Annotated in this window: 22 protein-coding genes; 13 read left to right on the forward strand and 9 right to left on the reverse strand. The window is 59.3% G+C overall.

All coding sequences use genetic code 11. The annotated features are described in order from the left end of the window. The 3 genes from T18_RS27710 to T18_RS14090 all read right to left on the reverse strand — a co-directional run. Positions 1-350 (reverse strand): LacI family DNA-binding transcriptional regulator (locus T18_RS27710; protein WP_323455225.1); only part of this gene is annotated, 350 nt, incomplete at its 3' end. A 367-nt stretch (positions 351-717) separates the two neighbouring features. Continuing rightward, positions 718-2,301, reverse strand: a complete 1,584-nt coding sequence (locus tag T18_RS14085; protein WP_013762324.1) for a DHA2 family efflux MFS transporter permease subunit — start codon at positions 2,299-2,301, stop codon at positions 718-720. 30 nt (positions 2,302-2,331) lie between these two features. Next, a complete protein-coding gene (locus T18_RS14090) occupies positions 2,332-3,537 on the reverse strand; it encodes an HlyD family secretion protein (RefSeq protein ID WP_019566960.1) in 1,206 nt (401 codons plus the stop codon). 160 nt (positions 3,538-3,697) lie between these two features. On the opposite strand from T18_RS14090, the gene T18_RS14095 reads away from it, so the two are divergent. The 5 genes from T18_RS14095 (at position 3,698) to lysS (ending at position 10,709) form a co-directional block, all read left to right on the forward strand. After that, on the forward strand, positions 3,698-4,390 hold the full coding sequence (locus T18_RS14095; RefSeq protein WP_038494988.1) for a TetR/AcrR family transcriptional regulator: 693 nt from the start codon (positions 3,698-3,700) through the stop codon (positions 4,388-4,390). Positions 4,391-4,572: 182 nt separating this feature from the next. After that, entirely contained in the window at positions 4,573-5,331 is a 759-nt protein-coding gene (locus T18_RS14100) for a TerC family protein (protein ID WP_038494985.1), read from the forward strand. A gap of 232 nt (positions 5,332-5,563) precedes the next feature. Next, a complete protein-coding gene (locus T18_RS14105) occupies positions 5,564-7,336 on the forward strand; it encodes an SLC13 family permease (protein ID WP_003516208.1) in 1,773 nt (590 codons plus the stop codon). Positions 7,337-7,548: 212 nt separating this feature from the next. Then, positions 7,549-9,006, forward strand: a complete 1,458-nt coding sequence (gene gltX, locus T18_RS14110; RefSeq protein WP_038495888.1) for a glutamate--tRNA ligase — start codon at positions 7,549-7,551, stop codon at positions 9,004-9,006. A gap of 203 nt (positions 9,007-9,209) precedes the next feature. Then, the gene (gene lysS / locus T18_RS14115; protein ID WP_013762320.1) at positions 9,210-10,709 is read left to right on the forward strand and encodes a lysine--tRNA ligase; all 1,500 of its coding nucleotides are present in this window, start codon (positions 9,210-9,212) and stop codon (positions 10,707-10,709) included. Positions 10,710-10,960: 251 nt separating this feature from the next. On the opposite strand, the gene T18_RS14120 is transcribed toward lysS, so the two are convergent. Then, positions 10,961-11,851, reverse strand: a complete 891-nt coding sequence (locus T18_RS14120; protein ID WP_025595055.1) for a hypothetical protein — start codon at positions 11,849-11,851, stop codon at positions 10,961-10,963. A gap of 314 nt (positions 11,852-12,165) precedes the next feature. On the opposite strand from T18_RS14120, the gene T18_RS14125 reads away from it, so the two are divergent. The 5 genes from T18_RS14125 (at position 12,166) to T18_RS14145 (ending at position 15,936) form a co-directional block, all read left to right on the forward strand. Further along, positions 12,166-13,056 carry a metal ABC transporter substrate-binding protein gene (locus tag T18_RS14125; protein WP_013762318.1) on the forward strand — a complete coding sequence of 297 codons (891 nt, stop codon included), beginning with the start codon at positions 12,166-12,168 and terminating at the stop codon, positions 13,054-13,056. Then, on the forward strand, positions 13,053-13,961 hold the full coding sequence (locus T18_RS14130; RefSeq protein ID WP_038494982.1) for a manganese/iron ABC transporter ATP-binding protein: 909 nt from the start codon (positions 13,053-13,055) through the stop codon (positions 13,959-13,961). Before T18_RS14125 ends, T18_RS14130 begins: the two co-directional genes overlap by 4 nt. Beyond that, positions 13,942-14,802, forward strand: coding sequence for a metal ABC transporter permease (locus tag T18_RS14135; RefSeq protein WP_003516197.1), 861 nt, complete (start codon positions 13,942-13,944; stop codon positions 14,800-14,802). The genes T18_RS14130 and T18_RS14135 overlap by 20 nt, the downstream gene beginning before the upstream one ends. Then, entirely contained in the window at positions 14,799-15,653 is an 855-nt protein-coding gene (locus T18_RS14140) for a metal ABC transporter permease (RefSeq protein ID WP_019566953.1), read from the forward strand. Before T18_RS14135 ends, T18_RS14140 begins: the two co-directional genes overlap by 4 nt. 109 nt (positions 15,654-15,762) lie before the next feature. Beyond that, positions 15,763-15,936 carry a DUF1328 domain-containing protein gene (locus tag T18_RS14145; RefSeq protein WP_003516193.1) on the forward strand — a complete coding sequence of 58 codons (174 nt, stop codon included), beginning with the start codon at positions 15,763-15,765 and terminating at the stop codon, positions 15,934-15,936. Positions 15,937-15,994: 58 nt separating this feature from the next. Here T18_RS14145 and T18_RS14150 read toward each other — a convergent pair whose 3' ends face one another. Next, positions 15,995-16,726 (reverse strand): SDR family oxidoreductase, encoded by a 732-nt coding sequence (locus tag T18_RS14150; RefSeq protein ID WP_013762314.1) that lies wholly within the window; start codon positions 16,724-16,726, stop codon positions 15,995-15,997. Positions 16,727-16,942: 216 nt separating this feature from the next. Between T18_RS14150 and T18_RS14155 the strand changes: the two genes are divergently transcribed. After that, positions 16,943-17,716, forward strand: coding sequence for an IclR family transcriptional regulator (locus T18_RS14155; protein ID WP_003516189.1), 774 nt, complete (start codon positions 16,943-16,945; stop codon positions 17,714-17,716). Positions 17,717-17,821: 105 nt separating this feature from the next. On the opposite strand, the gene tal is transcribed toward T18_RS14155, so the two are convergent. Beyond that, positions 17,822-18,787 (reverse strand): transaldolase, encoded by a 966-nt coding sequence (tal, locus tag T18_RS14160; protein ID WP_013762313.1) that lies wholly within the window; start codon positions 18,785-18,787, stop codon positions 17,822-17,824. 206 nt (positions 18,788-18,993) lie between these two features. Between tal and T18_RS14165 the strand changes: the two genes are divergently transcribed. Then, positions 18,994-19,980 (forward strand): sugar-binding transcriptional regulator, encoded by a 987-nt coding sequence (locus tag T18_RS14165; protein ID WP_003516185.1) that lies wholly within the window; start codon positions 18,994-18,996, stop codon positions 19,978-19,980. Between the two features lie 66 nt (positions 19,981-20,046). Here T18_RS14165 and T18_RS14170 read toward each other — a convergent pair whose 3' ends face one another. Together T18_RS14170 and T18_RS14175 are read right to left on the reverse strand one after the other, a co-directional pair. After that, entirely contained in the window at positions 20,047-20,919 is an 873-nt protein-coding gene (locus tag T18_RS14170) for a methylated-DNA--[protein]-cysteine S-methyltransferase (RefSeq protein WP_003516183.1), read from the reverse strand. A gap of 131 nt (positions 20,920-21,050) precedes the next feature. Continuing rightward, positions 21,051-21,530, reverse strand: coding sequence for a DUF2244 domain-containing protein (locus T18_RS14175; RefSeq protein WP_003516181.1), 480 nt, complete (start codon positions 21,528-21,530; stop codon positions 21,051-21,053). Between the two features lie 37 nt (positions 21,531-21,567). Between T18_RS14175 and nth the strand changes: the two genes are divergently transcribed. After that, the gene (nth, locus tag T18_RS14180) at positions 21,568-22,350 is read left to right on the forward strand and encodes an endonuclease III (RefSeq protein WP_038494977.1); all 783 of its coding nucleotides are present in this window, start codon (positions 21,568-21,570) and stop codon (positions 22,348-22,350) included. Here nth and T18_RS14185 read toward each other — a convergent pair. Next, positions 22,312-23,049 (reverse strand): sulfate transporter family protein, encoded by a 738-nt coding sequence (locus tag T18_RS14185; protein ID WP_003516176.1) that lies wholly within the window; start codon positions 23,047-23,049, stop codon positions 22,312-22,314. The genes nth and T18_RS14185 overlap by 39 nt on opposite strands. Positions 23,050-23,255: the final 206 nt, after the last annotated feature.

Here is a 23,255-nt window from a genome sequence, read left to right on the forward strand (position 1 = left end):
CGCGCGACTTCCAGCGCCTCCGTCAGTGCCGCGGCATTGAAAGGCGGCACCTCTATAACGCGGATCGCCGTGCGCTCCAGATGGGCGCGGGCGGCTGCGGCACGAACTTCGGCTCGCAGCGTCGCCATGAAGGAATTGTCGTTGCCGGGAAGGATGAAGACCAGTGAATAATTGCGACCTTTGGCCAAATTGGCGGCGGCGATATCGCGCACATAACCAAGCTCGGCAATCGCCGCCTCCACCCGCGCTCGAGTAGCGGCGTGAACGCCGGGGCGCATGTTCAGCACCCGGTCGATGGTGGCAAGGCTGACACCCGCCCGCTCGGCGATATCGTGAACTGTCGGCTTCATGTTTCCTCCCGTGCCATTTGAATATCCAGCTTTGCCGCCGTCGTAAACCGAAAAATGATGTACGTACCTCACATTTTCAGCAAGATGATGATTTCGCTTTATTTCCATCTCTGAACTGCCGGCACGCGCCTTTGCCCGGCATCATCCCTCGGCTTTTCCCAAGGATTTAGACACATCAATAAAATCAACAGGCTGCAGAATATCGGGGCTGACCAACAACTTCCGTCATTTTAGCCCTGGGCCAAGGACTTGGGCTTACTGGATATCGGCTCAAGGCCGGCATGACGGAAAAGTATCGCAACCAGACAAAAAAGGGGCCGTCATTTCCGACGGCCCCAGCTCTGCGGTGGATGGGAGGGGATTTTGTTCAGTGCGCCGCGTCTGGTGGCGGCGCCGCCTTGGGTTTCTGGATCAGCACGGTCATGAAGATCAGGCTGCCGAACAGCAGCGTCAGCGCGAAGAACACATCCGCAAAGGCGAGTATCCACGCCTGCTGCGAAACCATGCCGACCAGCTTCTTGATCGCGACGGAAGCACCGTCCAGCCCGTAGGAATCATAGTTCGCGCCGACATTGTTCAGCCACTCCAGCGCCTGTGGATTGGAATAGCTGACATGTTCCGCCAGCCGCACATAATGATCGTCGGTGCGTTGCGACAGCAGCGTATTGATGACGGCAAGGCCAACTGCACCGCCGAGGTTGCGGGTGAGGTTGAACAGGCCCGAGGCATTGCGGATGCGCGCGGGCGGAAGCGTGCCGAGCGCGATGTTGTTGATCGGCACCATACACATCATCAGTCCGAAACCGCGCAGGACCTGCGGAATCAGCAGCTCGTAGAAATCCCAGTCGGTGGTCACATGCGTCATGATCCACGTGCCGCAACCGAAGCTGATGAAGCCGATGGCCATCATGATGCGCGGATCGAGCTTGGTGGACACCTTGCCGGCAATCGGCGCGGTGAAGAACATGGCAAGACCGGAAACGAACATGGTCTCGCCGATCATCAGCGCATCGTAACCGCGCACGCGACCGAGATAGAGCGGGTAGAGATAGGTCAGCCCGTAAAGCCCTATGCCCATCACGAAGGAAAACAGCGAGCCGATGGAAAAATTTCGGTCCGCAAAGGCGCGGATGTCCACAACGGGGAAGTCCACCTTGAAGGCACGCCAGAAGAACACCACCGCACCGATGACCATGGCCACCGAACCGATGACGATATGCTCGTCGTTGAACCAGTCCTTGTTGTTGCCCTCTTCCAGCACGTATTCCAGAGAGCCGAGGAAGACGGCCATGGAGATCAGCCCCCACCAGTCGAACTTCTTCCAGAGCGAGGTTTCAGGCTTGTCGAAATCGATCAGGCTCCATGTCAGGATGGTGACGATGATGCCGGGAATGATATTGACGAGGAACAGCCAGTGCCAGGAAAAGGCATTGGAAAGATAACCGCCAACCGTGGGACCGATGGTGGGCGCAAGCGTGGCGACGAGACCGATGATCGGCGAGACGACCGAACGCTTGGAGGGCGGGAAAATGGTGAAGGCGGCCGCAAAGACCGACGGGATCATGCCGCCGCCGATAAAGCCCTGGATCGCCCGGTAGACGATCATCTGGTCGATATTGGTCGCGGTGGCGCAGAGCGCGCTCGACAGGGTGAAGCCGGCGGCGCAGGTGGCAAACAGCACGCGCGTGGACAGGATGCGCGCCAGCGTGCCCGACAGCGGGATCATGATGACTTCTGCGATCAGATAGGATGTCTGCACCCAGGCGATCTCGTCGGAGCCCGCCCCGAGACCTGCCTGGATTTCCGCAAGCGAGGCGGAGACGATCTGAATATCGAGAATGGACATGAACATGCCGAAGACCATCGCGAAGAACGCGATGAGTCTGCGCTTGTCCATGGGTGGATCGACGGGGACAGATACCCCGCCTGTGCCGACAACCGTAGCCGCCATGATCTTGCCCTCAACGACGCCCTGGTTGGCCTATGGGTTAACGTGCGCCGTTTTCGTGTTTTCCGGCGCCGTGCGGGTATCCACATCGACGACGACGCTCAGGCCCGCACGCAGATTGTGCTTGGCGAGATCTTCCTTGGAGAAGACGATACGCACCGGTACGCGCTGGATGACCTTGGTGAAGTTACCCGTGGCGTTTTCCGGCGGCAGCATCGAGAAGACCGAACCGGAACCGGGCGAGATCGACTGGACCGTGCCCTCAATGGTCTCGTCGTCGAAAGCATCCACATGGACGCGGACCTTCGAACCGGGCACCACGCGGGCAAGCTGCGTTTCCTTGAAATTGGCGTCGATATAAAGCTCGTTCAACGGCACCAGCGAAGCAAGGCGCTTGCCGACCGAAACGAGATCGCCCGTCTGCACCGCCAGATTGCCGATAACGCCGTCATAGGGCGCTTTCAGCACGGTGAAGGCCAGATCGCGGGCCGCCTTGTCCTTGGAAAGTTGCAGCGAACGGATGGTGCTTTCGGCTTCCTCGCGCTGGGCGCGAAGAAGCTCGACATTGGCTTTCGCGGACGAGATCGCCGCCTCGCCGGCTACGACATTCGCCCTGGCCTGATCGAGCGCGACCTGCGCGCTGTCGGAAGCGGCAACGGTGCCGACATCTTTCGCCTGCAATTCGGTGGCGCGCTTCTGGGTGATTTCCGCGCCGCGAAGGGCCGCATCCAGAGCGCCCTTCTGGGCAACGGCCTGTTCCTGCGCTGCCTCGCCACCGATGATCTGCGCGTCGATGCGCTTCAGCGACAGTTCCTCAGTGCGGATCTGCGCGTCGGCCTGTTCAAGCGCGATGCGATAGTCGCCGTCATCCAGAGTGACCAGCGGATCACCCGCCTTGACTTCCTGGTTTTCGACAACGTTCACCTTGGCGATGTAACCCGAAACCTTGGGCGCGATGACCGCGATATCACCCTGTATATAGGCGTCATCCGTCGAAACCATGAAGCGACCGTCGATCCACCAGTTATAACCGTACCAGCCGGCGCCGGCGAGAAGGGCGATCGCAAAGATCGGCAGAAGCGGCGAACGCTTCTTCTTCTTCGGTGCGGCAATTGTCTGTGGCGGCTGTTGCGGCGGGGCCTCCACCGGCTTTGCCGGAGAGGTCTCAGCCTTGGCGGAAACGTCCGCCTCTTCCGCATCGTTGACGGCGCGAACCGCGCTATTCTTCTGGGCCGACATGAGATTGTACCGTGATAAATTGAAGAAAGTTTTTCGAACTGAACCGTTCGGTTCGATTGACATAATCCCTTTCCTGACACATATCAAGTGTAATCGAACTGATTGGTTCGACGTTCGGTTAATTTTTTTTACGCCATTGCAGTGCTAGGAACCGGTAACGATGGCAGGTGAAGACATGGACATGGATATGGAGACGGAAACCGAAACGGGCTGTCCGGGAAACCCCGCCGGGCGTTTTGCTGCGGGCGAAGACCCGGCAAAGCGTGAGCAGATTGTTGCCGGCGCCTGGCGCGTGTTCAAGCGCAAGGGCTTCGATGCCGCCAGCATGAACGACATCACGCGGGAAGCCGGCGTTTCCAAGGGAACGATCTATGTCTATTTCTCCAACAAGGAAGACCTGTTCGCCGCCCTTGTCGATCATCACCGCCAGGAATTCGCGACCTCCATGCGCAACATTCTGGCCGGCACCGAAGAGGTGCGCGACGGCCTGAAACAGTTCGGCAAGGCCTTCGCCAACAAGATGATCTGCTCCGAAATGATACCGGCCATGCGCTCGGTGATCGGCGTCATCGACCGCATGCCGAAGCTGGCGCAGCGTTTCTTCATCGCAGCACCCAACAACGTGCGCACCGTTCTTCAGGATTTCATCGAGCATCAGGTCTCGCTCGGCCATCTCAAGGTCGATGACGTCGAACTTGCCGCCCGGCAATATATCGAGCTTTCCACGGGCACTTTCTTCAAGCTGCGCCTGTTCGGAGAACTCGAAGGTCCGGTTCCCGAAGAGGAGCTGGACCGGGTGATCGACAGCGCCATCATGGTGTTCATGGCGGCTTACGGAACCGACAAGGCCTGAAATCATTCAGCAACGGGCGACTGGACCGGCAACGGCACGGGGCCTGATACGCGGTTTGCGCGAAATTTCGATGAAATCTTGCCTATCACAGGCGCGGTCTCCTTGTTTCTCGCGTATTGCGCTATAAATTCCACGAACCGAATGTTTCGGGTGGCCTTGTTGCTGAAAGGAAAAATTCCCTGATGGAGTCCGTTCTCCCTCTTCTGTCCGATCCCGCTGCCTGGGTGGCGCTGGTCACCCTGATCGTCATGGAGGTCGTGCTTGGCATCGACAACCTGATCTTCATCTCGATCCTCACCAACAAGCTTCCGCCTGAACAGCGCGAAAAAGCCCGCAAGATCGGCATCGGGCTTGCCTTGATCATGCGTCTCGGCCTTCTCGGCACTGTGGCCTGGATCGTGCAGCTCACCACGCCGGTCTTCGAAATCTTCGGCCACGCCTTCTCGTGGAAGGACATGATCCTCATCGCCGGCGGTCTCTTCCTGATGTGGAAGGCCACCAAGGAAATCCACCACAATGTCGATCCTGAAGATCACAAGGAAGACATGGTGGGCGGCCCGGTTGCGATGAATTTCGGCTCCGCCATCGGCCAGATCCTGCTGCTCGACCTCGTGTTCTCTGTGGACAGCATCATCACCGCCGTTGGCATGACACCGCATCTGCCGATCATGATCGTGGCCGTGATCTTTGCCGTTGCCGTGATGCTGCTCGCCGCAACGCCGCTCGCCAACTTTATCGAGCGCAACCCCACCATCGTCATGCTGGCACTCGCCTTCCTGATGATGATCGGCACCACCCTGATCGCCGAAGGCATGGGCTTCCATGTTCCCAAGGGCTACGTCTATGCCGCCATGGCGTTTTCGGCGCTGGTGGAACTGCTCAACATGCTGGCGCGTAACGCCAGACAGCGCAAGAAAGCACAGGCGGCCAAACCGCACTGATTGCCCCGACCCGTCATGCCGGACTTGATCCGGCATCCCTTCAGCCCAAGCCCTTGGGCTGAACACTTTCCGCCGCGCCGACGCGCGGCGGCTGATTCCGGCTCAAGGCTGGTATGACGCGAACGTGTGGAACGCGCCGGCCAGTCGGAACCGCATGCCCCGCCTCGCGTTCTTCGACATCCCTACCGGAAGAGTCCGTCCCGCCGTCTCTCCTTCGAAAGCATAAGCAAGCATGACGACCGACCAGATCCTCGCCTTTACCGTGATCGCCGGCATGATGGTCGCGTTCATATGGGACAGGTTCCGCTATGATGTGGTCGCGTGCAGCGCGTTGCTGGTGGCGGTGGCGGTTGGGGTCGTGCCTTTCGACAAGGCGTTCTCCGGTTTCTCGGACGATATCGTCATCATCGTCGGCAGCGCGCTGATCGTCAGTTCAGCCGTGGCGCGTTCAGGGGTCGTCGATATGACGATCAAGAAATATTTCCCGGAGATGCATTCCAAAACCCTGCAACTGGCCTTTCTGATGATCGTCGTCGCCATCATGTCGGCCTTCATCAAGAACATCGGCGCGCTTGCCATCATGATGCCGGTTGCTTTCCAGTTCGCCCGCAAATCCGGCAGCCCTGTTTCCTATTATCTGATGCCCATGGCCTTCGCCGCCCTTCTGGGCGGGCTCATGACGCAGATCGGCACCTCGCCCAACATCGTCGTTTCCAGGCTGCGTGAGGAAATGACCGGGCAGAGCTTCTCGATGTTCGATTTCACCCCGGTCGGTGCCGGGCTGACCGTGATCGGCATCATCTTCCTGACCTTCGGTTACCGCCTGCTGCCGGTGCGCAACCGCCAGCAGGCATCGATGGAGGATATTCTGGACCAGTCGGCCTATACCGCCGAAGCGACGCTTCCCGCCGACAGCACCTACGCCGACAAGCCGCTGCGGGAGCTGTTGAAACAGGCGGATGGCGACGTAATCGCCAGCACGATCCTGCGCGGACCCCGGCGTATCTCCCCCTTCCCCGATGTCAATCTGAAGCCGGGCGACACCATTCTTCTCGAAGGCAACCCGGAGGGCCTCGACCGTATCGTCTCGCAGGCCAAGCTGCTGCTGTCAGGCAAGCCGCTCACCGAGAACGGCCAGAAGACCGCTGACCTTATTTCCATGGAAGCGGTTATCAGCAACGAATCCGTTCTCAACGGGATTTCCGCGCGCGAACTGGCGCTATCCTACACCCGCGGCGTCAATCTGATTGCAGTCAGCCGTCGCGGCCAGCGCGTCAGCCAGCGGCTCTCCGACCTGACCTTGCAGGCGGGCGACGTCATACTCCTGCAGGGCAGCCGCAAGAACCTGCCACAGGTCTTGCAGGAATTTTCGCTGCTGCCCCTGGCGCAGCGGGAGATCCTGCTTGGGGTGCAGCGCCGCGCGCTTTTGCCCGTCATCGTGCTTGCCGCGGCCATGATTGCCGCCGGCAGCGGGCTGGTGCCGGTATCCGTCGCCTTTTTCGCCGCCGCCTTCCTGATGATCGTCGTCGGCGCGATACCGCTGACCGAAGTCTATAAATCGATCGACGGGCCGATCCTCGTCATGCTCGCCGCCCTCATTCCCGTCAGCGACAGTCTGCGCACCAGCGGCGCCAGCGAGCTGATCGCCGCCTGGCTCGGCCATGCCGCACAAGGACTGCCGCCCTTCGCAGCGCTCGGCATGATCCTGTTGACTGCCATGGCGGTAACGCCCTTCCTCAACAATGCTGCAACCGTGCTGGTCATGGCACCCATCGCCGCCGGTTTCGCCACCACGCTCGGCTTTCGGCCGGAGGCCTTTCTGATGGCGGTGGCGATCGGCGCCGGCTGCGATTTCCTCACGCCTATCGGCCACCAGTGCAACACGCTGGTCATGGGTCCGGGCGGTTATCGCTTCAGCGATTATCCGCGCCTTGGACTGCCGCTGTCGATCATGATCGTCATTGCCAGCATTCCGATGCTGCTTTATGTCTGGCCGGTGAATTAGGGGCGGTTTACGTCCGGGCGGAGACAGCGCAAGCGCCATATTTCCTTGACGCCTGCGGCATAATATGGCCTAAGCCGATGCCGAACGGAAATATGCAAAGGTGTGTTTAACACGCCTTTCCGCACCCTTTCCCGCCGCATTCAAACGAAAACTTCGTGATAGAAGGGTGAAGCCGCCCCGATGTCACCACCCCGTCACGACGAGTGAATTTCATGACCACTTCCGGCGTTCGCGTCCGCATCGCACCTTCCCCCACCGGCGAGCCGCATGTCGGCACCGCTTACATCGCGCTGTTCAACTACCTCTTCGCCAAGAAACACGGCGGCGAGTTCATCCTGCGCATCGAGGATACCGACGCCACCCGCTCGACGCTGGAATATGAGCAGAAGGTTCTGGAGGCGCTGCGCTGGACCGGCCTCACCTGGTCGGAAGGCCCTGACGTCGGTGGCCCCTACGGTCCCTACCGCCAGTCCGAGCGCAAGCCGATGTACTGGCCCTATGCCGAAGAATTGCTGGAAAAAGGCCATGCCTTTCGTTGTTTCTGCACGCCCGAGCGGCTTGAGCAGATGCGCGAAGCGCAGCGCGCCGCTGGCAAGCCGCCAAAATATGACGGTCTCTGCCTCCACCTGAAGGCTGAAGAAGTGACCACCCGCGTCGCCGCCGGCGAAGCCAACGTCGTGCGCATGAAAATCCCGACCGAAGGTTCGTGCGATTTCCATGACGGCGTTTACGGCGATGTCTCGATCCCCTGGGATTCGGTTGACATGCAGGTGCTGATCAAGGCCGACGGCATGCCGACCTATCACATGGCAAACGTCATCGACGACCATCTGATGAAGATCACCCATGTGGCGCGCGGCGAAGAGTGGCTGGCTTCAGTGCCCAAGCACATCCTGCTTTATCGTTATTTCGGCTGGGACCAGCCGACATTCATGCATCTTTCGCTGATGCGCAACGCCGACAAATCAAAGCTTTCCAAGCGCAAGAACCCGACGTCCATCTCCTATTATTCCGCGCTCGGCTACCTGCCGGAAGCGCTGATGAACTTCCTCGGCCTGTTCTTCATCCAGATCGCCGAAGGCGAAGAGCTGCTGACCATGGAAGAGCTGGCCGCGAAGTTCGATCCGGAAGCACTTTCCAAGGCCGGCGCCATCTTCGATATCCAGAAGCTGGACTGGCTGAACGGCCGCTGGCTGCGCGAAAAGCTCACGCCTGAGGACTTCATTGCCCGCACGCTGGAATGGGCGATGGAAAATTCCCGCCTGACCGAAGGCCTGAAGCTTGCCCAGAGCCGCATTTCCAAGCTCGGCGAATTGCCAAACCTTGCCGGCTTCCTGCTTTCGAGCGACGTTGGCCTGACGCCCGCCTCCTTTGCCGGTCTCAAAAGCAAGCCCGAGGAAATCCACGAAATCCTCACCACGGTTGCCACCGATCTGGAAAAAATGCCTGATTGGAACGTTGAAGCCATCGAGGCCGAGCTGCGCGACATTGCCGAACGCACGGGCAAGAAACTGCGCGTCGTCACGCCGCCGCTCTTCGTCGCCGTCTCCGGCTCCTCGCGCTCGCTGCCGCTGTTTGACTCGATGGCGCTGCTCGGCCGCTCCGTGGTGCGCCAGCGCCTGAAGGTCGCTATTGCCGTTGTGACCACGATGGTTGGCAGCGGTGCTTGATGCCTGCCGGGGCGGGTTCTAAATCCACCCCTCATTCCTGCGCTTGTCACAGGAATCCAGCCACGGCGCGTCGGCGCCGTGAAAGAATGAATTGAGGTCTCCCGCGCCAAGGACTTGGGCGCACTGGATTCCTGTGACAAGCACAGGAATGAGGGATACGGGAGGCAATTGTCGCCGCGGCAACGCCGCAACAGGATTGAACAATGAACGACAAGACAACCGAAACCACCGCCCTTTCCTCCGACGCCACCGAAGTGCGCCGCCAGAAACTTGCGCTGCTGCGCGAGCAGATCGGCGATGTCTATCCGGCGCATTTCCATCGCACGCTGACCAATGCGGAGCTGGCGGAAAAATATGCCGATATCGAACCGGACACGGAAACCGGCGACACGGTAACGGTGGCGGGCCGCGTTTATTCGTCGCGCAATTCCGGCATGTTCATGGATATCCATGACGCCTCGGGCAAGGTGCAGATCTTCTCTCACAAAGATACGACGCCGGAAACAGCGCGCAATCTTCTGCCGATGATCGACATTGGCGACATCATCGGCGTAACCGGCAAGGTGCGCCGCACCAAGCGCGGCGAGCTGACGATCAACGCCGAAGAAATCACCATGCTCACCAAGTCGCTGCTGCCGATGCCGGAAAAATGGCACGGTGTCTCCGATATCGAGCTGCGTTACCGCAAGCGCCATCTCGATATTCTGGCGAACGAGGACTCCAAGCTGCGCTTCCTGCAGCGCTCCAAGATCCTGTCCGGCATCCGTCGCTTCATGGAGGCCGAAGGCTTCCTCGAAGTGGAAACGCCGATGCTGCAGACAGTTTATGGCGGTGCGACGGCCGATCCGTTCAAGACCTTCCACAACACGCTGAAGATGGACATGTATCTGCGCATCGCGCCGGAACTGTTCCTGAAGCGCACGCTGGTATCAGGCCTTTCCGACAAGGTGTTCGAAATCAACCGCAACTTCCGCAACGAAGGCGTTTCCACAAGGCACAATCCTGAATTCACCATGATGGAGTGCTATTGGGCCTATGCCGACTACGAAGACATCATGGGTCTCGTAGAGCGTCTGTTCGAGACGCTGGCGATTGCCCTGCACGGCACGACCGAGGTGGAATTCCAGGGCCAGACAATTTCCTTCAAGGGTCCGTTCAAGCGCGTGCCCATGCCTGATGCGGTGAAGGAAGCGACCGGCATCGACTTCCTTGCGATCAAGACTGACGAGGAAGCCCGCGCCGCCGCCAAGGCCGCCGGTTTTGCCGTCGAGAAGGACTGGACCTGGGGCGAATGCCTTGCCTTCATCTTCGAAGAGAAGGTCGAAGGTACGCTTATCCAGCCGAGCCACGTCACGCATTTCCCGAAGGATATCTCGCCCTTCGCCAAGGAAGTGCCGGGCGAACCGCGCCTCGTTGAGCGTTTTGAGAGCTATTGCAATGCCTGGGAAGTGGGCAATGCCTTCTCCGAACTCAACGATCCCGAAGAGCAGCGCCGCCGCATGGTGGAGCAGCTTGAGCAGGCCCATGCCCGCGGTGAAAAGGACAAGCAGCTGGACGACGAATTCCTCGACGCCATCGATCAGGGCATGCCACCCGCCGGCGGCCTCGGCATCGGCGTCGATCGTCTGATCATGCTCCTGACCAACGCCCCCTCGATCCGCGACGTCATCCTCTTCCCGGCCCGCCGCAACAAGGCGGACTAAGGACACTCAAGCGAAGGCGGCCGCATGGCCGCCCTTGCCCTCATGCGCTCGGCCTCTACCGAACATTGCGTCCCTATAGCAAAATTTCCTGCTAGATCGTCTCATGGCGCAGACGCGCAACGGCTGGATGCCGGATCAGGTCCGGCATCACGAAAGAAGGCGCTGCGACGATATTTTACAAACGTCGGCACAGCCGTATCAATTTTCCAGATGGTTTTAATTCCGAGGTGTCAGCAAGAGCTCAAACGCTCCTAATGCCCCGCCTTCGCCTTTGCCGCGCCCGGCTCTTCGGCAGGCGCAACCTCACCCTCAGCCAGCTTCTCTTCCGCCGCCTGCGCGGTCGTTGTGCCTTTTCCGAAGATCAGTGATTTCAGATAGCTGATGCTGAGGATGCTGCCGCCATCGGCTTCCGGGGTCGAGGTAAGCAGTTCTTCGTCGGCTACGGGTTCGCCGTGGGCTTCCGCACCGGGTCCGCCCTCATGCGTTTGCGCCGGCGCAGCGTCGTGGCCGCCGCCGCCTTCGCCCTTGGTTTCGCCGTGTCCGCCCGAGCCTTTTGCGGCTTTTCCGCCATGCCCTTCGGGTGCGGCGTCCGAAGCGGGGGTTGCGCAGTCGGCGGCATCGCTCAGGCTTGCGGCCATTGCTTCGGCATCTTCCAGCGGCAGATCGATGCGCAGCCCGTAAAACTGGCCGCTGCCGTTTGATGCACCATCGTAATAAAAGGCGGAATAACGCTGGGCATCGGCGCCTTCGGGAATTTTCGCCGGGTCGGCAATGAAGACCACCTGGGCCGCGATGGCGCGGCCGCGCATTTCCGAGCGCAATTGCGGGCCGTTTTTATCCAGCACGGAAACCTGGACCAGATCAGGCTTCTGTTTGTCGTAAACTGCCCTGGCGACACGCAGCGCCGTTTTCAACCGGTCCGTGCCGTTGCCGCCGTCAGTACGAATGAATTTGCGGACCCACAGGGAACCGTTCTTGCGGATGTTGACTGTCTGGACTGCGTCGCAGGAAAGCCCGTTGGCGGAGGCATAGGTGGACCCGAGCAGCCGCTCGCTGCCGATAAACACGGCAGCAGAACCGGTCGCACCCGCCAAAAGCAGGATCCCGCCTCCGATCATAACGAGTTTGCGCGAAAACCGCATTCGTCCGAATACAGCCTTCACGCGCAAAATCCTGACATTCAGTACCCCGCCTATCGCCCTCACCCCGGAACGTGGCTCGAAGGATGAGGAACACACGCGGGATAAGCTCGGGACCTCGTTGTCCGAGCCTTGCGATAGTGCCGCTTTCTCATTGAAAAAAGTTTAATCCCCCCGGCGCCGTGCGGGCAAAAGCGCACCATTTTCAGACATTTTTGAAATCCGCTAAATTGCGAATGATTTGCAATAGCGTTGACAAGTGTGATTCCATGACAGATGGTGTTGCGAGTTGATCGCAACAAAAATCGGTGACAGACGTGAATCTCCATAAAATCCGCCATGCCCTTTTTGCTTTTTCGCTTTTCCTGCCTGCTGCGGCTGTCGCGCAGGAAAAACCGAAGGTGGTGACCACCTTCACGATCATTGCCGATATGGCGCGCAATGTGGCGGGCGATGCGGCAGAGGTGGAGAGCATCACCAAGCCAGGCGCTGAAATTCACAACTACCAGCCGACACCTCGCGACATTCTCAAGGCCCGCAAGGCCGATCTGGTGCTGCGCAACGGCCTCAATCTGGAATTGTGGTTCGAGAAGTTTCTGGCCAATCTTTCAGGCGTGCCTGATGTGACTGTCAGCGACGGCATCGAACCGATGGCGATCAATGGCGGGGCGTATCAGGGGAAACCCAACCCGCATGCCTGGATGTCACCCGATAACGCCTTGATCTATGTGGAAAATATCCGCAAGGGACTCGCTGGAATAGATCCCGCCCACGCCGAGATTTACGCCGCCAATGCCAAGGCCTATTCCGACAAGATCCGTGCCACTGTGCAGCCCATCCGCGATGAGCTTTCCGCGCTTCCTGAGAACAAGCGATGGTTGGTAACGAGCGAGGGGGCGTTCTCCTATCTCGCCCGGGATTTCGGGCTGAAGGAACTGTTCCTGTGGCCGGTCAATGCCGACAGCCAGGGTACGCCGCAACAGGTGCGCGGCGTGATCGACGCCATGCGCGAACATAATATTCAGGTCATCTTCAGCGAAAGCACGGTTTCCGCCGATCCCGCCCGGCAGGTGGCCAAGGAAACCGGAGCGGCCTATGGCGGCATACTCTACGTGGATTCGCTGAGCGAGGCCGACGGCCCTGTTCCGACCTATCTCGACCTGCTGCGCGTGACGAGCAGCACCATCGCCAAAGGACTGTCTTCATGAGAATGGGCAGCAAAAAAAGCGGCGGCGGCCTGACGGTTCAAAATGCGACAGTGACCTATCGCAACGGCCACACCGCATTAAGAAATGCCAGCTTTTCCATTCCACGCGGTACGATCACTGCACTTGTCGGCGTCAACGGCGCCGGCAAGTCCACGATTTTCAAGGCAATCATGGGTTTTGTGCCGCTGGCCGCCGGTTCTGTCTCTATTTTCGACCTACCCGTGAAGGATGCACTCAGAAAAAACCTCGTCGCCTATGTGCCGCAAGCTGAAGAGGTGGACTGGCGTTTTCCCGTACTGGTTGAGGATGTGGTGATGATGGGCCGTTACGGCCACATGAACTTCTTCCGTATTCCGTCGAAACACGATCACGAGATGGTCGAGAGAGCGCTGACGCGCGTCAATATGCTTGATTATCGCAAGCGGCAGATCGGCGAGCTTTCCGGCGGACAGAAGAAGCGGGTGTTTCTGGCCCGCGCGCTGGCGCAGGAAGGTCAGGTTATCCTGCTGGATGAACCCTTCACCGGTGTCGACGTGACGACGGAAGAACAGATCGTCGCGCTGTTGAAGGCACTGCGTGACGAGGGCCGCGTCATGCTGGTTTCCACCCATAATCTCGGTAGCGTACCGGAATTCTGCGATCGCGCCGTCTTCGTCAAGGGTACCGTTCTGGCGTCGGGCAAAACAGCGGACACCTTTAACGAAGAGAACCTGCAAAAAGCCTTTGGCGGCAGCTTGCGCCACTTCGTTCTCGGCGGGGCCGAACTGCATGATGATGCCGATCCTCGCCGGGTGAAGGTGATTACCGACGATGAGCGGCCTTTCGTGATCTACGGAAAGAACGGCCAGAACGGACAAAATCCGCAGGCTCCGAAGGAAAAAGCCGATGATAAACAGCCTTCTTGAGCCTTTCACCTATGGCTACATGCTGAACGCCATCTGGGTCAGCGCACTTGTGGGCGGCGTCTGCGGCTTTCTTTCCGCTTATCTTATGCTAAAGGGCTGGTCGCTGATCGGCGACGCGCTCTCGCACGCCATCGTTCCCGGCGTTGCGGGCGCTTATATGCTGGGGCTGCCCTTTTCGCTCGGCGCCTTTCTTTCCGGCGGGCTTGCGGCTGGCTCGATGCTGTTCCTCAATCAGAAAACCCGGCTCAAGGAAGACGCAATCATCGGCCTGATCTTCACCTCGTTCTTCGGGCTGGGGCTGTTCATGGTGTCGCTGTCGCCCACCTCGATCAATATCCAGACCATCGTGCTTGGCAATATTCTGGCAATTACCACCGAAGACACGATACAGCTTGCCCTGATCGGCGGCATCAGCCTCATCGTACTGGCGCTGAAATGGCGCGACTTCATGGTGGTGTTCTTCGATGAGAACCATGCGCGCACAGTGGGGCTGAAACCGGAAGTGCTGAAAGTGATCTTCTTCACCCTGCTTGCCGCCTCCACGGTTGCCGCCCTTCAAACCGTCGGCGCCTTCCTTGTCGTTGCCATGGTGGTGACACCAGGCGCGACTGCCTATCTTCTGACCGACCGTTTCGAGCGGTTGATCCTGATGAGCCTTGTGATCGGCGCGACCACCAGCTTCGTCGGCGCTTATCTCAGCTACTTCCTCGACGGCGCCACCGGCGGCGTTATCGTTGTGTTGCAAACAGCGATCTTCCTTTCCGCTTTCGTGTTTGCACCCAAACACGGGCTGCTCGCTTCGCGCGCCAAAGCGCGCAAGGCACTGGGAGAAGCGCAATGAGCGAATATCTCGAACTCGCCATACTGCCGTTTCAGCTGCCCTTCATGCAATATGCCTTCATCATCACCCTGATGATTGCCGTGCCGATGGCCATGCTCTCGTGTTTTCTGGTGCTGAAGGGCTGGTCGCTGATGGGGGACGCGGTTTCGCACGCCGTGCTGCCCGGCGTGGTGATTGCCTACATTGCCGGAATTCCCCTTTCCATCGGCGCCTTCACCGCCGGTATGATCTGCGCTCTCGGAACCGGTTTCATCAAGGAAAACAGCCGCATCAAGGAAGACACGGTGCTCGGCATCGTCTTTTCCGGCATGTTCGGGCTGGGGCTGGTGCTTTACGTGAAGGTGCAGAGCGACATGCATCTGGATCACATCCTCTTCGGCGACATGCTGGGCATTGCGCCTTCAGACATGCTGGAGACCGGGCTGATCGCGCTTTTTGCCACCCTGTTTCTCGGGGTGCTGCGCAAAGACCTGCTGGTCAATGCCTTCGATCCGCAGCATGCCAAGGCAATCGGCCTGCCCGTTCGCATCCTACATTACGGTTTGCTGATGGTTTTGTCGCTTGCCGTGGTCGGCGCGCTGAAGGCTGTGGGTATCATCCTCTCCGTCGCAATGCTGGTCACCCCCGGCGCCATCGCCTTCCTGCTGGCGCGGCGCTTTTCCGCCATGCTCCTGGTCGCCATCTCGGTTGCGGTTCTCTCTTCGCTTGCAGGAATATGGCTAAGCTTCCTGATCGACAGCGCGCCGGCCCCGACCATTGTACTGTTCATGAGCCTGGCATTCGTCGCGACATTCATTCGCACCAGCCTCAAGGCCCGCCGGATCGACGCCGCCAATGAAACGGTGGTGTAAAGGAACGATTTTTGCGGGCGCGTGGAACATTTTCCCCTTTTGCGCGTCATTTTTATGAGCTTGCCCTCAAGCGGCAAACTCATGAAAATTAAGCGAAAGGGGAAGCTCCATGCTGAAATGGGCTCTTATTTTCTTTGTTATTTCGTTGATCGCGGGCGTATTCGGCTTTACCGGCATTTCGGCAGCGGCTTCGGGCATTGCCCGTATCCTGTTCTTCATCGCCGTCGTGATCTTCCTGGTCTTCCTCGTGCTTGCACTGATCGCTGGAAGCGTGGTGGCGTAATAAAAAAGGCGACCGGCTTTTGGGCCGGTCGCCTTCTCCTCTCTCCCGTATGGAATTATCAGCCTGTCCAGCCACCGTCGATCACATGGATCTGGCCAGTGGTGAAACCTGCCTCATCCGAAGCGAGATAGGTGACGAGTGCGGCGATTTCTTCCGGCGTGGCAATGCGGCCCATAGGCTGGCGGGCAATGAAGTCGGCCAGGGCCTGTTCGTAATTGCCGGTGGCGCGCAGGCGGTCGTGCAAGGACGGGCTATCCACTGTGCCTGGGCAAATGGCGTTGCAGCGAATACCCTTGGTGACGAAATCAGCAGCAATTGCCTTGGTCAGACCGACAACCGCCGCCTTGGAGGCGGTGTAGGCGAAACGGTTCGGCACGCCCTTCACGCTGGATGCGACGGAGGACATGTTGACGATTGCGCCCTTACCCTTTTCCAGCATGCCTGGCAGAAAGGCGCGGCAGGTGCGGTACATGGCCTTGGCATTGAGATCGAAGGAGAAATCCCAGTCCTTTTCCTCGCAATCGAGAATGGTGCCGGAATGAACGAAACCGGCGCAGTTGAACAGAACATCCGCATGGCCGATATCGGCAGCAAAAGCCTTCACACCATCGCCATCCAGCACGTTCAGAACCCGCGTTTCCGCACCTTTCAGGGTCGAGAGCGCCTGCTCGTTGATATCAGTGGCGATGACGCGCGCGCCGAGCGATATGAATCGCTCCGCCGTCGCACGGCCGATACCCTGGCCGGCTGCGGTGATTACCACTGTCCGCCCGTTAAAATCCTGCACCATGAATAGCCTCCCGCTACGGCGCACCCGCCCGCTGGGGCCGAGCCGCTGAATTTCGCCAGTGAATTTCATTGATCTCAAATATGGATCGACAATTCATATGTAAACGCGGTATTCATGTAACGTCAAGCAGGCTTGCGCAAAAGGGCAGCGTGCGGCAACGGTATTTAAAAAGTGCATTTCCCGCCAGGCAAGCCTGCAAAACGCCACCGAGGCAAGATGACCGAAGACGACAGCGAAAGATATCGCGCCCCCGCCCTCGACAAGGGTCTGGACATTCTGGAGCTTCTCGCCCGCACGGATGGCGGGCTGACGCAGATCGAGATTGCCAAGGCCATAGGCAAAACCCCGAACGAGCTTTACCGCATGCTGGACCGCCTGGTGCGCCGTGGTTACGTACAGCGGCTGGAGGGTGACCGGTTTTCGCTGACGCTGAAAATGTTCGGGCTCGCACATTTTCACGCGCCGGTGCGCCGGCTGGTCTCTTTCGCAGCCCCGGTGATGCGCGATTTTTCCGCAAGCGCCGAGCAGGCCTGTCATCTGGCCGTTTACGACCGCGGCAGTGTTGTCGTCATCGCCCAACAGGAGTCCTCCACCTATTGGGCTATGTCCATGCGGGTGGGCGCGCAGATGAGCCTCTTCCAGACCGGTTCCGGCCATGTGCTGCTGGCCTTCCAGAACGAGGTACAGCGCAAGATCATGATCACCGAGCAGGTGCGCGGTGGCGGGGAAACCGAGCCTTCAGACCTTGAGGAGCGGCTGGCGGAAGTTCGCAGGAATGGTTTCGAATCCATGGACAGCATGCAGACCGCAGGCGTGCGCAATATTTCCGCCCCCGTGCTGACACTTGATGGTACCGCACTTGCCGTCATCACCTGCCCCTATATCACCCCACTTGGCGGCAAGGCCCCGACGCGCGAGGCCTGCGAGGTACTGATCCGCGATGCGGCAAGGCGCATTTCCGAAGTGGCGACGGGTCAGGGAACCATCTGAGACGCACAAAAAAACGCGACCGGCAGGGACCGATCGCGTTTAAAGTGACTGGAGATTTCTGTATCTTAAACGCAAAGGGGACCGGGATGGTTCCCCTTTTTGTTATCAGGCGGCAGCCAGCGTCAGTTCCTTGCGGACCATTTCGCGCAGCGTTACCAGATCCTTGGCGAACAGGCGGATGCCTTCCGAGAGCTTCTCGGTTGCCATCGCGTCTTCGTTCATTGCCCAGCGGAACGCCTTTTCATCGAGCGACTGCAGCGGCTCGGCCTTCACATTGTCGGGCGAAAGCTTGCGCTCAAGCGTGCCGGTGTCCTTGTCCAGCTCTTCCAGCAGCGCCGGGCTGATCGTCAGGCGGTCGCAACCGGCAAGCGCTTCGATCTCGCCGACATTACGGAACGATGCGCCCATGACGACGGTGCCGATGCCATTGGCCTTGTAATAATTGTAGATGCTGCGCACCGAAACGACGCCCGGATCGGTCTCGGCAGTGTAGGTCTCGCCGGTCGACTTCTTGTACCAGTCGAGGATGCGGCCGACGAAGGGCGAGATGAGGAAAGCTTTCGCTTCCGCGCAGGCGATGGCCTGTGCCTGCGAGAACAGCAGCGTCAGGTTGCAGTCGATACCCTCGGACTGCAGGACTTCTGCAGCCTTGATGCCTTCCCATGTGGAAGCCAGCTTGATGAGGATGCGTTCACGCTCGATACCGCGCTCTTTGTAGGAGGCGATGATGTGGCGTGCCTTGGTGATGGAGGCCTGTGTGTCGAAGGACAGGTCGGCATCGACTTCCGTCGATACGCGGCCGGGAACCAGACCTGCAAGGGCTGCACCGACGGAAATGGCAAGACGGTCGGCAACGGCCGCAACGACAGCGTCAGACTGGCCGCCCTGTTTCTTGCCCCAGGCAACGGCTTCCTTCACCGCATCCGCAAAAGCGGGGGTGCCGAGCGCCTTCAGAACGATGGTGGGGTTGGTGGTGCAATCCACCGGCTTCAGGCGCGCAACCGCCTCGATGTCGCCGGTATCGGCAACGACCGTGGTGATAGCGCGAAGTTGTTCGAGTTTGGACGTCATGGCGAATGATCCTTCATGATCTCTTGTAAACTTGCACAGCCGTCTTTTCGTTCCCGCACCATGGTGCGCCCAAGGCCGAAATCACGGTTTTGTCCGGCTCCGACTATCGCAAGCGGCAAGGTCGAAAGTCAAGACATTTGCGCATCGCAATTGACATAAGTTTCATGCCTGCGATACTCCGCCCCATAAAGAGAGTGACAGAAACCGTGGCGAAACTGAGAAGAGAAACCCATACGGCCTATTCGGAAGCGGCTTCGCTGAGGCTGCGTGCCGCATGGCTCTACTATAATCAGGGTTTGACGCAGAAAGATGTCGCCGAGAAGCTCGGCATCAGCCGCTCCACCGTCATACGCCTTCTGGACGAGGCGATGAAACGCTCCGAAGTACAGATCTGGATCAACGAGGGCATCGAGGATTTCGTCGAACTGGCCGGCAGGCTGGAGGCAGCTTATGGGCTGGATGAGGCGGTGATCATTCCCTCCCCCGGCCCATCCCCCGGCAAGGCGAATGCCGAAGGCACGGCCAAGGCCGTTGGCCTGGCGCTCGGGCAATTCCTCTCCGAAGCGGTGCCGAACGACGCCACCATCGGCGTCGGCTGGGGCCGCACCATGACCGCCTCGCTATCCAGCTTTCGCCCGCCGCGCCGGGAAAACTGCAAGGTCGTCTCGCTGCTCGGCGGTATCGTCGCCGTGCACCAGACAAACCCGCTTGATTACACCTGGCGGCTGGCAAGCGCGCTTGGGGCGGAATGTTACATGTTCCTTGCACCGCTGCTGGTGGACTCCGTCGAGACCAAACGGGCGCTGATTGAGAAATGCGGACTTGCCACACTTTATGATCTGGCCGAAACGCTCGACCTCGCCATCGTATCCTGCGGCGATATCGGCCCGCATTCCACTTCGCTGTCGGAAGGTTTCATTTCGAAGGAAACGCTTCAGGAACTCATCGATGCCGGCTGCGTCTGCGACACCATGTTCAACTTCATCGACGCGGAAGGCCGTTCCGTCGATCACCCGATCAACGAGCGCGCCATGGCGATCGATCTAGACACGCTGCGCAAGGCCAAACACATCGTGCTCGCCTCCGGCGGCGCCCACCGCGCCATCGCCATCCGCGCCACCATCAAGCGCATCGGGTGCAATACGCTGATTACAGACGAGGCGGCGGCAAGAGCGTTGATGGAACTGGTTTAGGCCTCGACAGGCGACCCAGGCTGTTCCTCATTCCTGCGCCTGCCACAGGGATGAGGGGGAGCTGCCTCACACCTTCCCTGTTTCCCATCCCAACATCGCCCGTTTGCGGGTAAGGCCCCAGTGATAACCCGTGAGCGCCCCGCTTTTTCCCACAGCGCGATGGCAAGGAACGACGAAGGAGACCGGGTTCGCGCCAACAGCTGCACCGACCGCACGGGAGGCAGTTGGCTGGCCGATATCGCAGGCGATGTGCGAATAGGTAACGGCGCGGCCCATGGGAATTTTCAGAAGGCTTTCCCATACCCGCACCTGAAAATCCGTGCCGAGCAGCACGACCCGCAATGGCCGGTCCGCCGACCACAGCGTCGGTTCGAAAATACGTGCGGCATAGGGCGCGGTGGCTTCACGATCCTCGACATAATCCGCATTCGGCCAGCGACCGGCCATGTCCTCGAAACAGGCTCTTTCCTCGCCGGGATCGGCGAAAGCGCAGCCGGCAAGGCCGCGATCGGTCACCATGACCAATGCAAGACCGAAGGGTGAAACATGGAAACCGTACCGGATCGTCAATCCACCGCCCTTGGCCTTCCATTCGCCTGGAGACATGGCCTCGTGGGTGACGAACAGATCGTGCAGGCGGCCGGGCCCAGACATGCCGACCTCGATCGAGGTTTCCAGCAGCGGCAGATCCTCTTCGCGCAACAGCCTTTTGGCATGATCGAGCGTTACGGCCTGCAAAAACGCCTTGGGGGAAAGACCGGCCCAGCGGGTGAAGGTCTTCTGCAATTGCGTCGGCGACTGGCCGAGCCTTGCGGCAATGGCTTCAAGGGAGGGCTGGTCGCGATAATCCAGCGTCAAAAGCTCGATAACCCCGCGCACCGTATCGTAATCCGAACCGATGGGGGTGATGTCTTCATTCAGCATGATATTGGCGTTCATCGCATGTCTCCTAACGCCTCACAGAAAACCATCAAAGCGCGTCGGTCTCCACCCGTTTCTTGCGCCGTACTCAGTTTCTGCCGAGATACCGGCCTCGAGCCGATTGACGGGTTTTAAGCGGAATTATCCGCTCACATCCGCCGCACCGTCGCCAACGCACCGCCGAAAGCCTTGGCGAAGCTTTCCCGGTCATCCGGATTGAGAAACGAGCCGATATCCGTTGCCTTGCCTTCACCCGTTACATGCATGGAGACGATGCCGATTTCCTCGTGCCGCTGAACCCTGAAGCGGGCCCAGAAGGGGTTGAAACGATGCTCGACGACGCGGCCAGTCGGGGAGAATTTGCGGATAGACAGGCTGGTGCGCGAGACGCTCACCTCTTCCCGCGCCTTCGCTGCCCGGTAATTGGCGCGGAAGGCGACATAAAGCAGCAGAAAATCCAACCCGAGGAACAGGCCGACGGGCCATGCGCCAGTGGTGAGGAAAAAGCCGCCATGGAGGAGGCAGGCAAGCCCGGACAAGGCGAGAAGCAGCCGGAAACCCCTTCTTCCGAGCGAACGGTGCGGAACGAGTTCCGCCGCAAAAATCGGCTGATCGTTGAGCGTATCCACGTTGATTTCCTCAGGGCGGGCTGGCTATAGATAGGTCATGACAGTCGCCAAAAAACGATCCAGCACCCAAACATTGAAAAAGTCAAATGCGACATCCGCCCGCAGACCGGCGCGTGTGAAGACGATCTATTCGAAGGACGAGTTGAACGAGATCTTCCGCCGTTTCTCCATTCAGCGGCCGGAGCCGAAAGGCGAGCTGGAACATACCAACCCCTTTACCCTGCTGGTGGCCGTGGCGCTTTCGGCGCAGGCGACCGATGTGGGCGTAAACCGGGCGACGCGGGCGCTGTTCAAGGTAGCCGATACGCCGCAAAAAATGCTGGCACTTGGCGAGGAGGAGTTGATCGGCCATATCAAGACCATCGGGCTTTACCGCAACAAGGCCAAGAACGTTATCGCTTTGTCACAGATGCTGATCGACAATTTCGGCGGTGAGGTGCCGAGGACGCGCGAGGAGCTGGTGACCCTGCCCGGCGTGGGCCGCAAGACGGCCAATGTGGTGATGTCGATGGCCTTCGGTGTGCCTACACTCGCCGTGGACACCCATGTTTTTCGTATCGCCAACCGGCTCTGTCTTGCGCCGGGGAAAACCCCGGATGAAGTGGAAGACCGGCTCGTCCGCATTATTCCCGAAGAATATCTGTTCCATGCCCATCACTGGCTGATCCTGCACGGGCGTTATTGCTGCAAGGCGCGCAAACCGGAATGCGAGCGCTGCGTGATTGCCGATATCTGCAAGTCACCGGAAAAGACCTTCGATATTCCAGCTCCGCTGGTGGAACTACCCGCGCAATTGTTCGGTGCGGCCAGCGGCGAATGACGGATCGCGCCGGCTGACGGCCTTGTGCAGATGCACCATCATCGAAGCCGCAAAAAGCGGCGTCAGAAGGTTGAGGAAGGGGATTGCAAGGAACGCTGCAATCACCAGCCCGGCCATGAACACGGTTGTGCGGTGTTTCAGCCGGAAAAGCCGCGCGTCAGCGGGCGAGCGGAAACGCATGGCTGCAAATTCGAAGAACTCCCGGCCCAGCAGATAACCGTTCACCAGAAAAAAGGCGATGAGGTTGACGCCCGGCACCAGCAGCAACAAAAGCGCAATCAGGTTGCCGGCAATGACGACGCCAAAGAACTTGATCGATGACACCACGGCCTCACCGATGGGCATCGCCTTGCCCGGCGGATCATCGGGATAGGTCTTTTTCTCCACGACTTCGGCGACATCGTCGAGAAACAATCCGGCAATAACGGCAGTGACGGGCGAGATCAGCAAGGCCAACGCCAAAGCCAGCCCGATTCCGGCGAAAATGGCGAAAACGAAAGTCAGCCATCCCGCCCAGTCAGGCACGCTGGGGATCAGCGTATCCACCCACGGCAAGGCGAAATAGATGAAGACAGAGCGGATGGCGAACCACAGCGCTGCCAGCACCAGAAGCGTCAGCCCTAGAACCTTCCAGAACACCGACCGGGTCTCGGTGGCAAAAAGATTGCTGAAGGCAAGCCTCGCCGCATTAAAAATCATTCGGAACTCCTGTGACGCCTCTCGCGTTTTAAACTGGCGTTCAGGAGAGATAGGCGCCGCCCATCCGCTCCGCAAGACAGGAATGAAGACGTCGCTGTTGGGAATTAAACCGCTGATGGAATTTCCCTTGAATAAAAGACGTCTCTAAAATATAATAATCTATCTATTAGAATTCGCATTCCGGTCCGGTGGAGGACAAGGCCGGA

The sequence above is a fragment of the Rhizobium sp. TBD182 genome, assembly GCF_001950375.1.
In the GTDB taxonomy this organism is placed as follows: domain Bacteria; phylum Pseudomonadota; class Alphaproteobacteria; order Rhizobiales; family Rhizobiaceae; genus Agrobacterium; species Agrobacterium tumefaciens.

What these genes read in the sequence shown, in the direction of transcription:
- T18_RS14145 (WP_003516193.1), top strand. Translation starts at nt 15,763, where the DNA reads ATGCTGAAATGGGCTCTTATTTTCTTTGTTATTTCGTTGATCGCGGGC.
- T18_RS14150 (WP_013762314.1), bottom strand. Translation starts at nt 16,726, where the DNA reads ATGGTGCAGGATTTTAACGGGCGGACAGTGGTAATCACCGCAGCCGGC.
- T18_RS14140 (WP_019566953.1), top strand. Translation starts at nt 14,799, where the DNA reads ATGAGCGAATATCTCGAACTCGCCATACTGCCGTTTCAGCTGCCCTTC.
- T18_RS14095 (WP_038494988.1), top strand. Translation starts at nt 3,698, where the DNA reads ATGGCAGGTGAAGACATGGACATGGATATGGAGACGGAAACCGAAACG.
- T18_RS14130 (WP_038494982.1), top strand. Translation starts at nt 13,053, where the DNA reads ATGAGAATGGGCAGCAAAAAAAGCGGCGGCGGCCTGACGGTTCAAAAT.
- lysS (WP_013762320.1), top strand. Translation starts at nt 9,210, where the DNA reads ATGAACGACAAGACAACCGAAACCACCGCCCTTTCCTCCGACGCCACC.
- tal (WP_013762313.1), bottom strand. Translation starts at nt 18,787, where the DNA reads ATGACGTCCAAACTCGAACAACTTCGCGCTATCACCACGGTCGTTGCC.
- T18_RS14135 (WP_003516197.1), top strand. Translation starts at nt 13,942, where the DNA reads ATGATAAACAGCCTTCTTGAGCCTTTCACCTATGGCTACATGCTGAAC.
- T18_RS14170 (WP_003516183.1), bottom strand. Translation starts at nt 20,919, where the DNA reads ATGAACGCCAATATCATGCTGAATGAAGACATCACCCCCATCGGTTCG.
- T18_RS14120 (WP_025595055.1), bottom strand. Translation starts at nt 11,851, where the DNA reads ATGCGGTTTTCGCGCAAACTCGTTATGATCGGAGGCGGGATCCTGCTT.
- T18_RS14085 (WP_013762324.1), bottom strand. Translation starts at nt 2,301, where the DNA reads ATGGCGGCTACGGTTGTCGGCACAGGCGGGGTATCTGTCCCCGTCGAT.
- T18_RS14155 (WP_003516189.1), top strand. Translation starts at nt 16,943, where the DNA reads ATGACCGAAGACGACAGCGAAAGATATCGCGCCCCCGCCCTCGACAAG.
- nth (WP_038494977.1), top strand. Translation starts at nt 21,568, where the DNA reads ATGACAGTCGCCAAAAAACGATCCAGCACCCAAACATTGAAAAAGTCA.
- gltX (WP_038495888.1), top strand. Translation starts at nt 7,549, where the DNA reads ATGACCACTTCCGGCGTTCGCGTCCGCATCGCACCTTCCCCCACCGGC.
- T18_RS14105 (WP_003516208.1), top strand. Translation starts at nt 5,564, where the DNA reads ATGACGACCGACCAGATCCTCGCCTTTACCGTGATCGCCGGCATGATG.
- T18_RS14185 (WP_003516176.1), bottom strand. Translation starts at nt 23,049, where the DNA reads ATGATTTTTAATGCGGCGAGGCTTGCCTTCAGCAATCTTTTTGCCACC.
- T18_RS14090 (WP_019566960.1), bottom strand. Translation starts at nt 3,537, where the DNA reads ATGTCGGCCCAGAAGAATAGCGCGGTTCGCGCCGTCAACGATGCGGAA.
- T18_RS14100 (WP_038494985.1), top strand. Translation starts at nt 4,573, where the DNA reads ATGGAGTCCGTTCTCCCTCTTCTGTCCGATCCCGCTGCCTGGGTGGCG.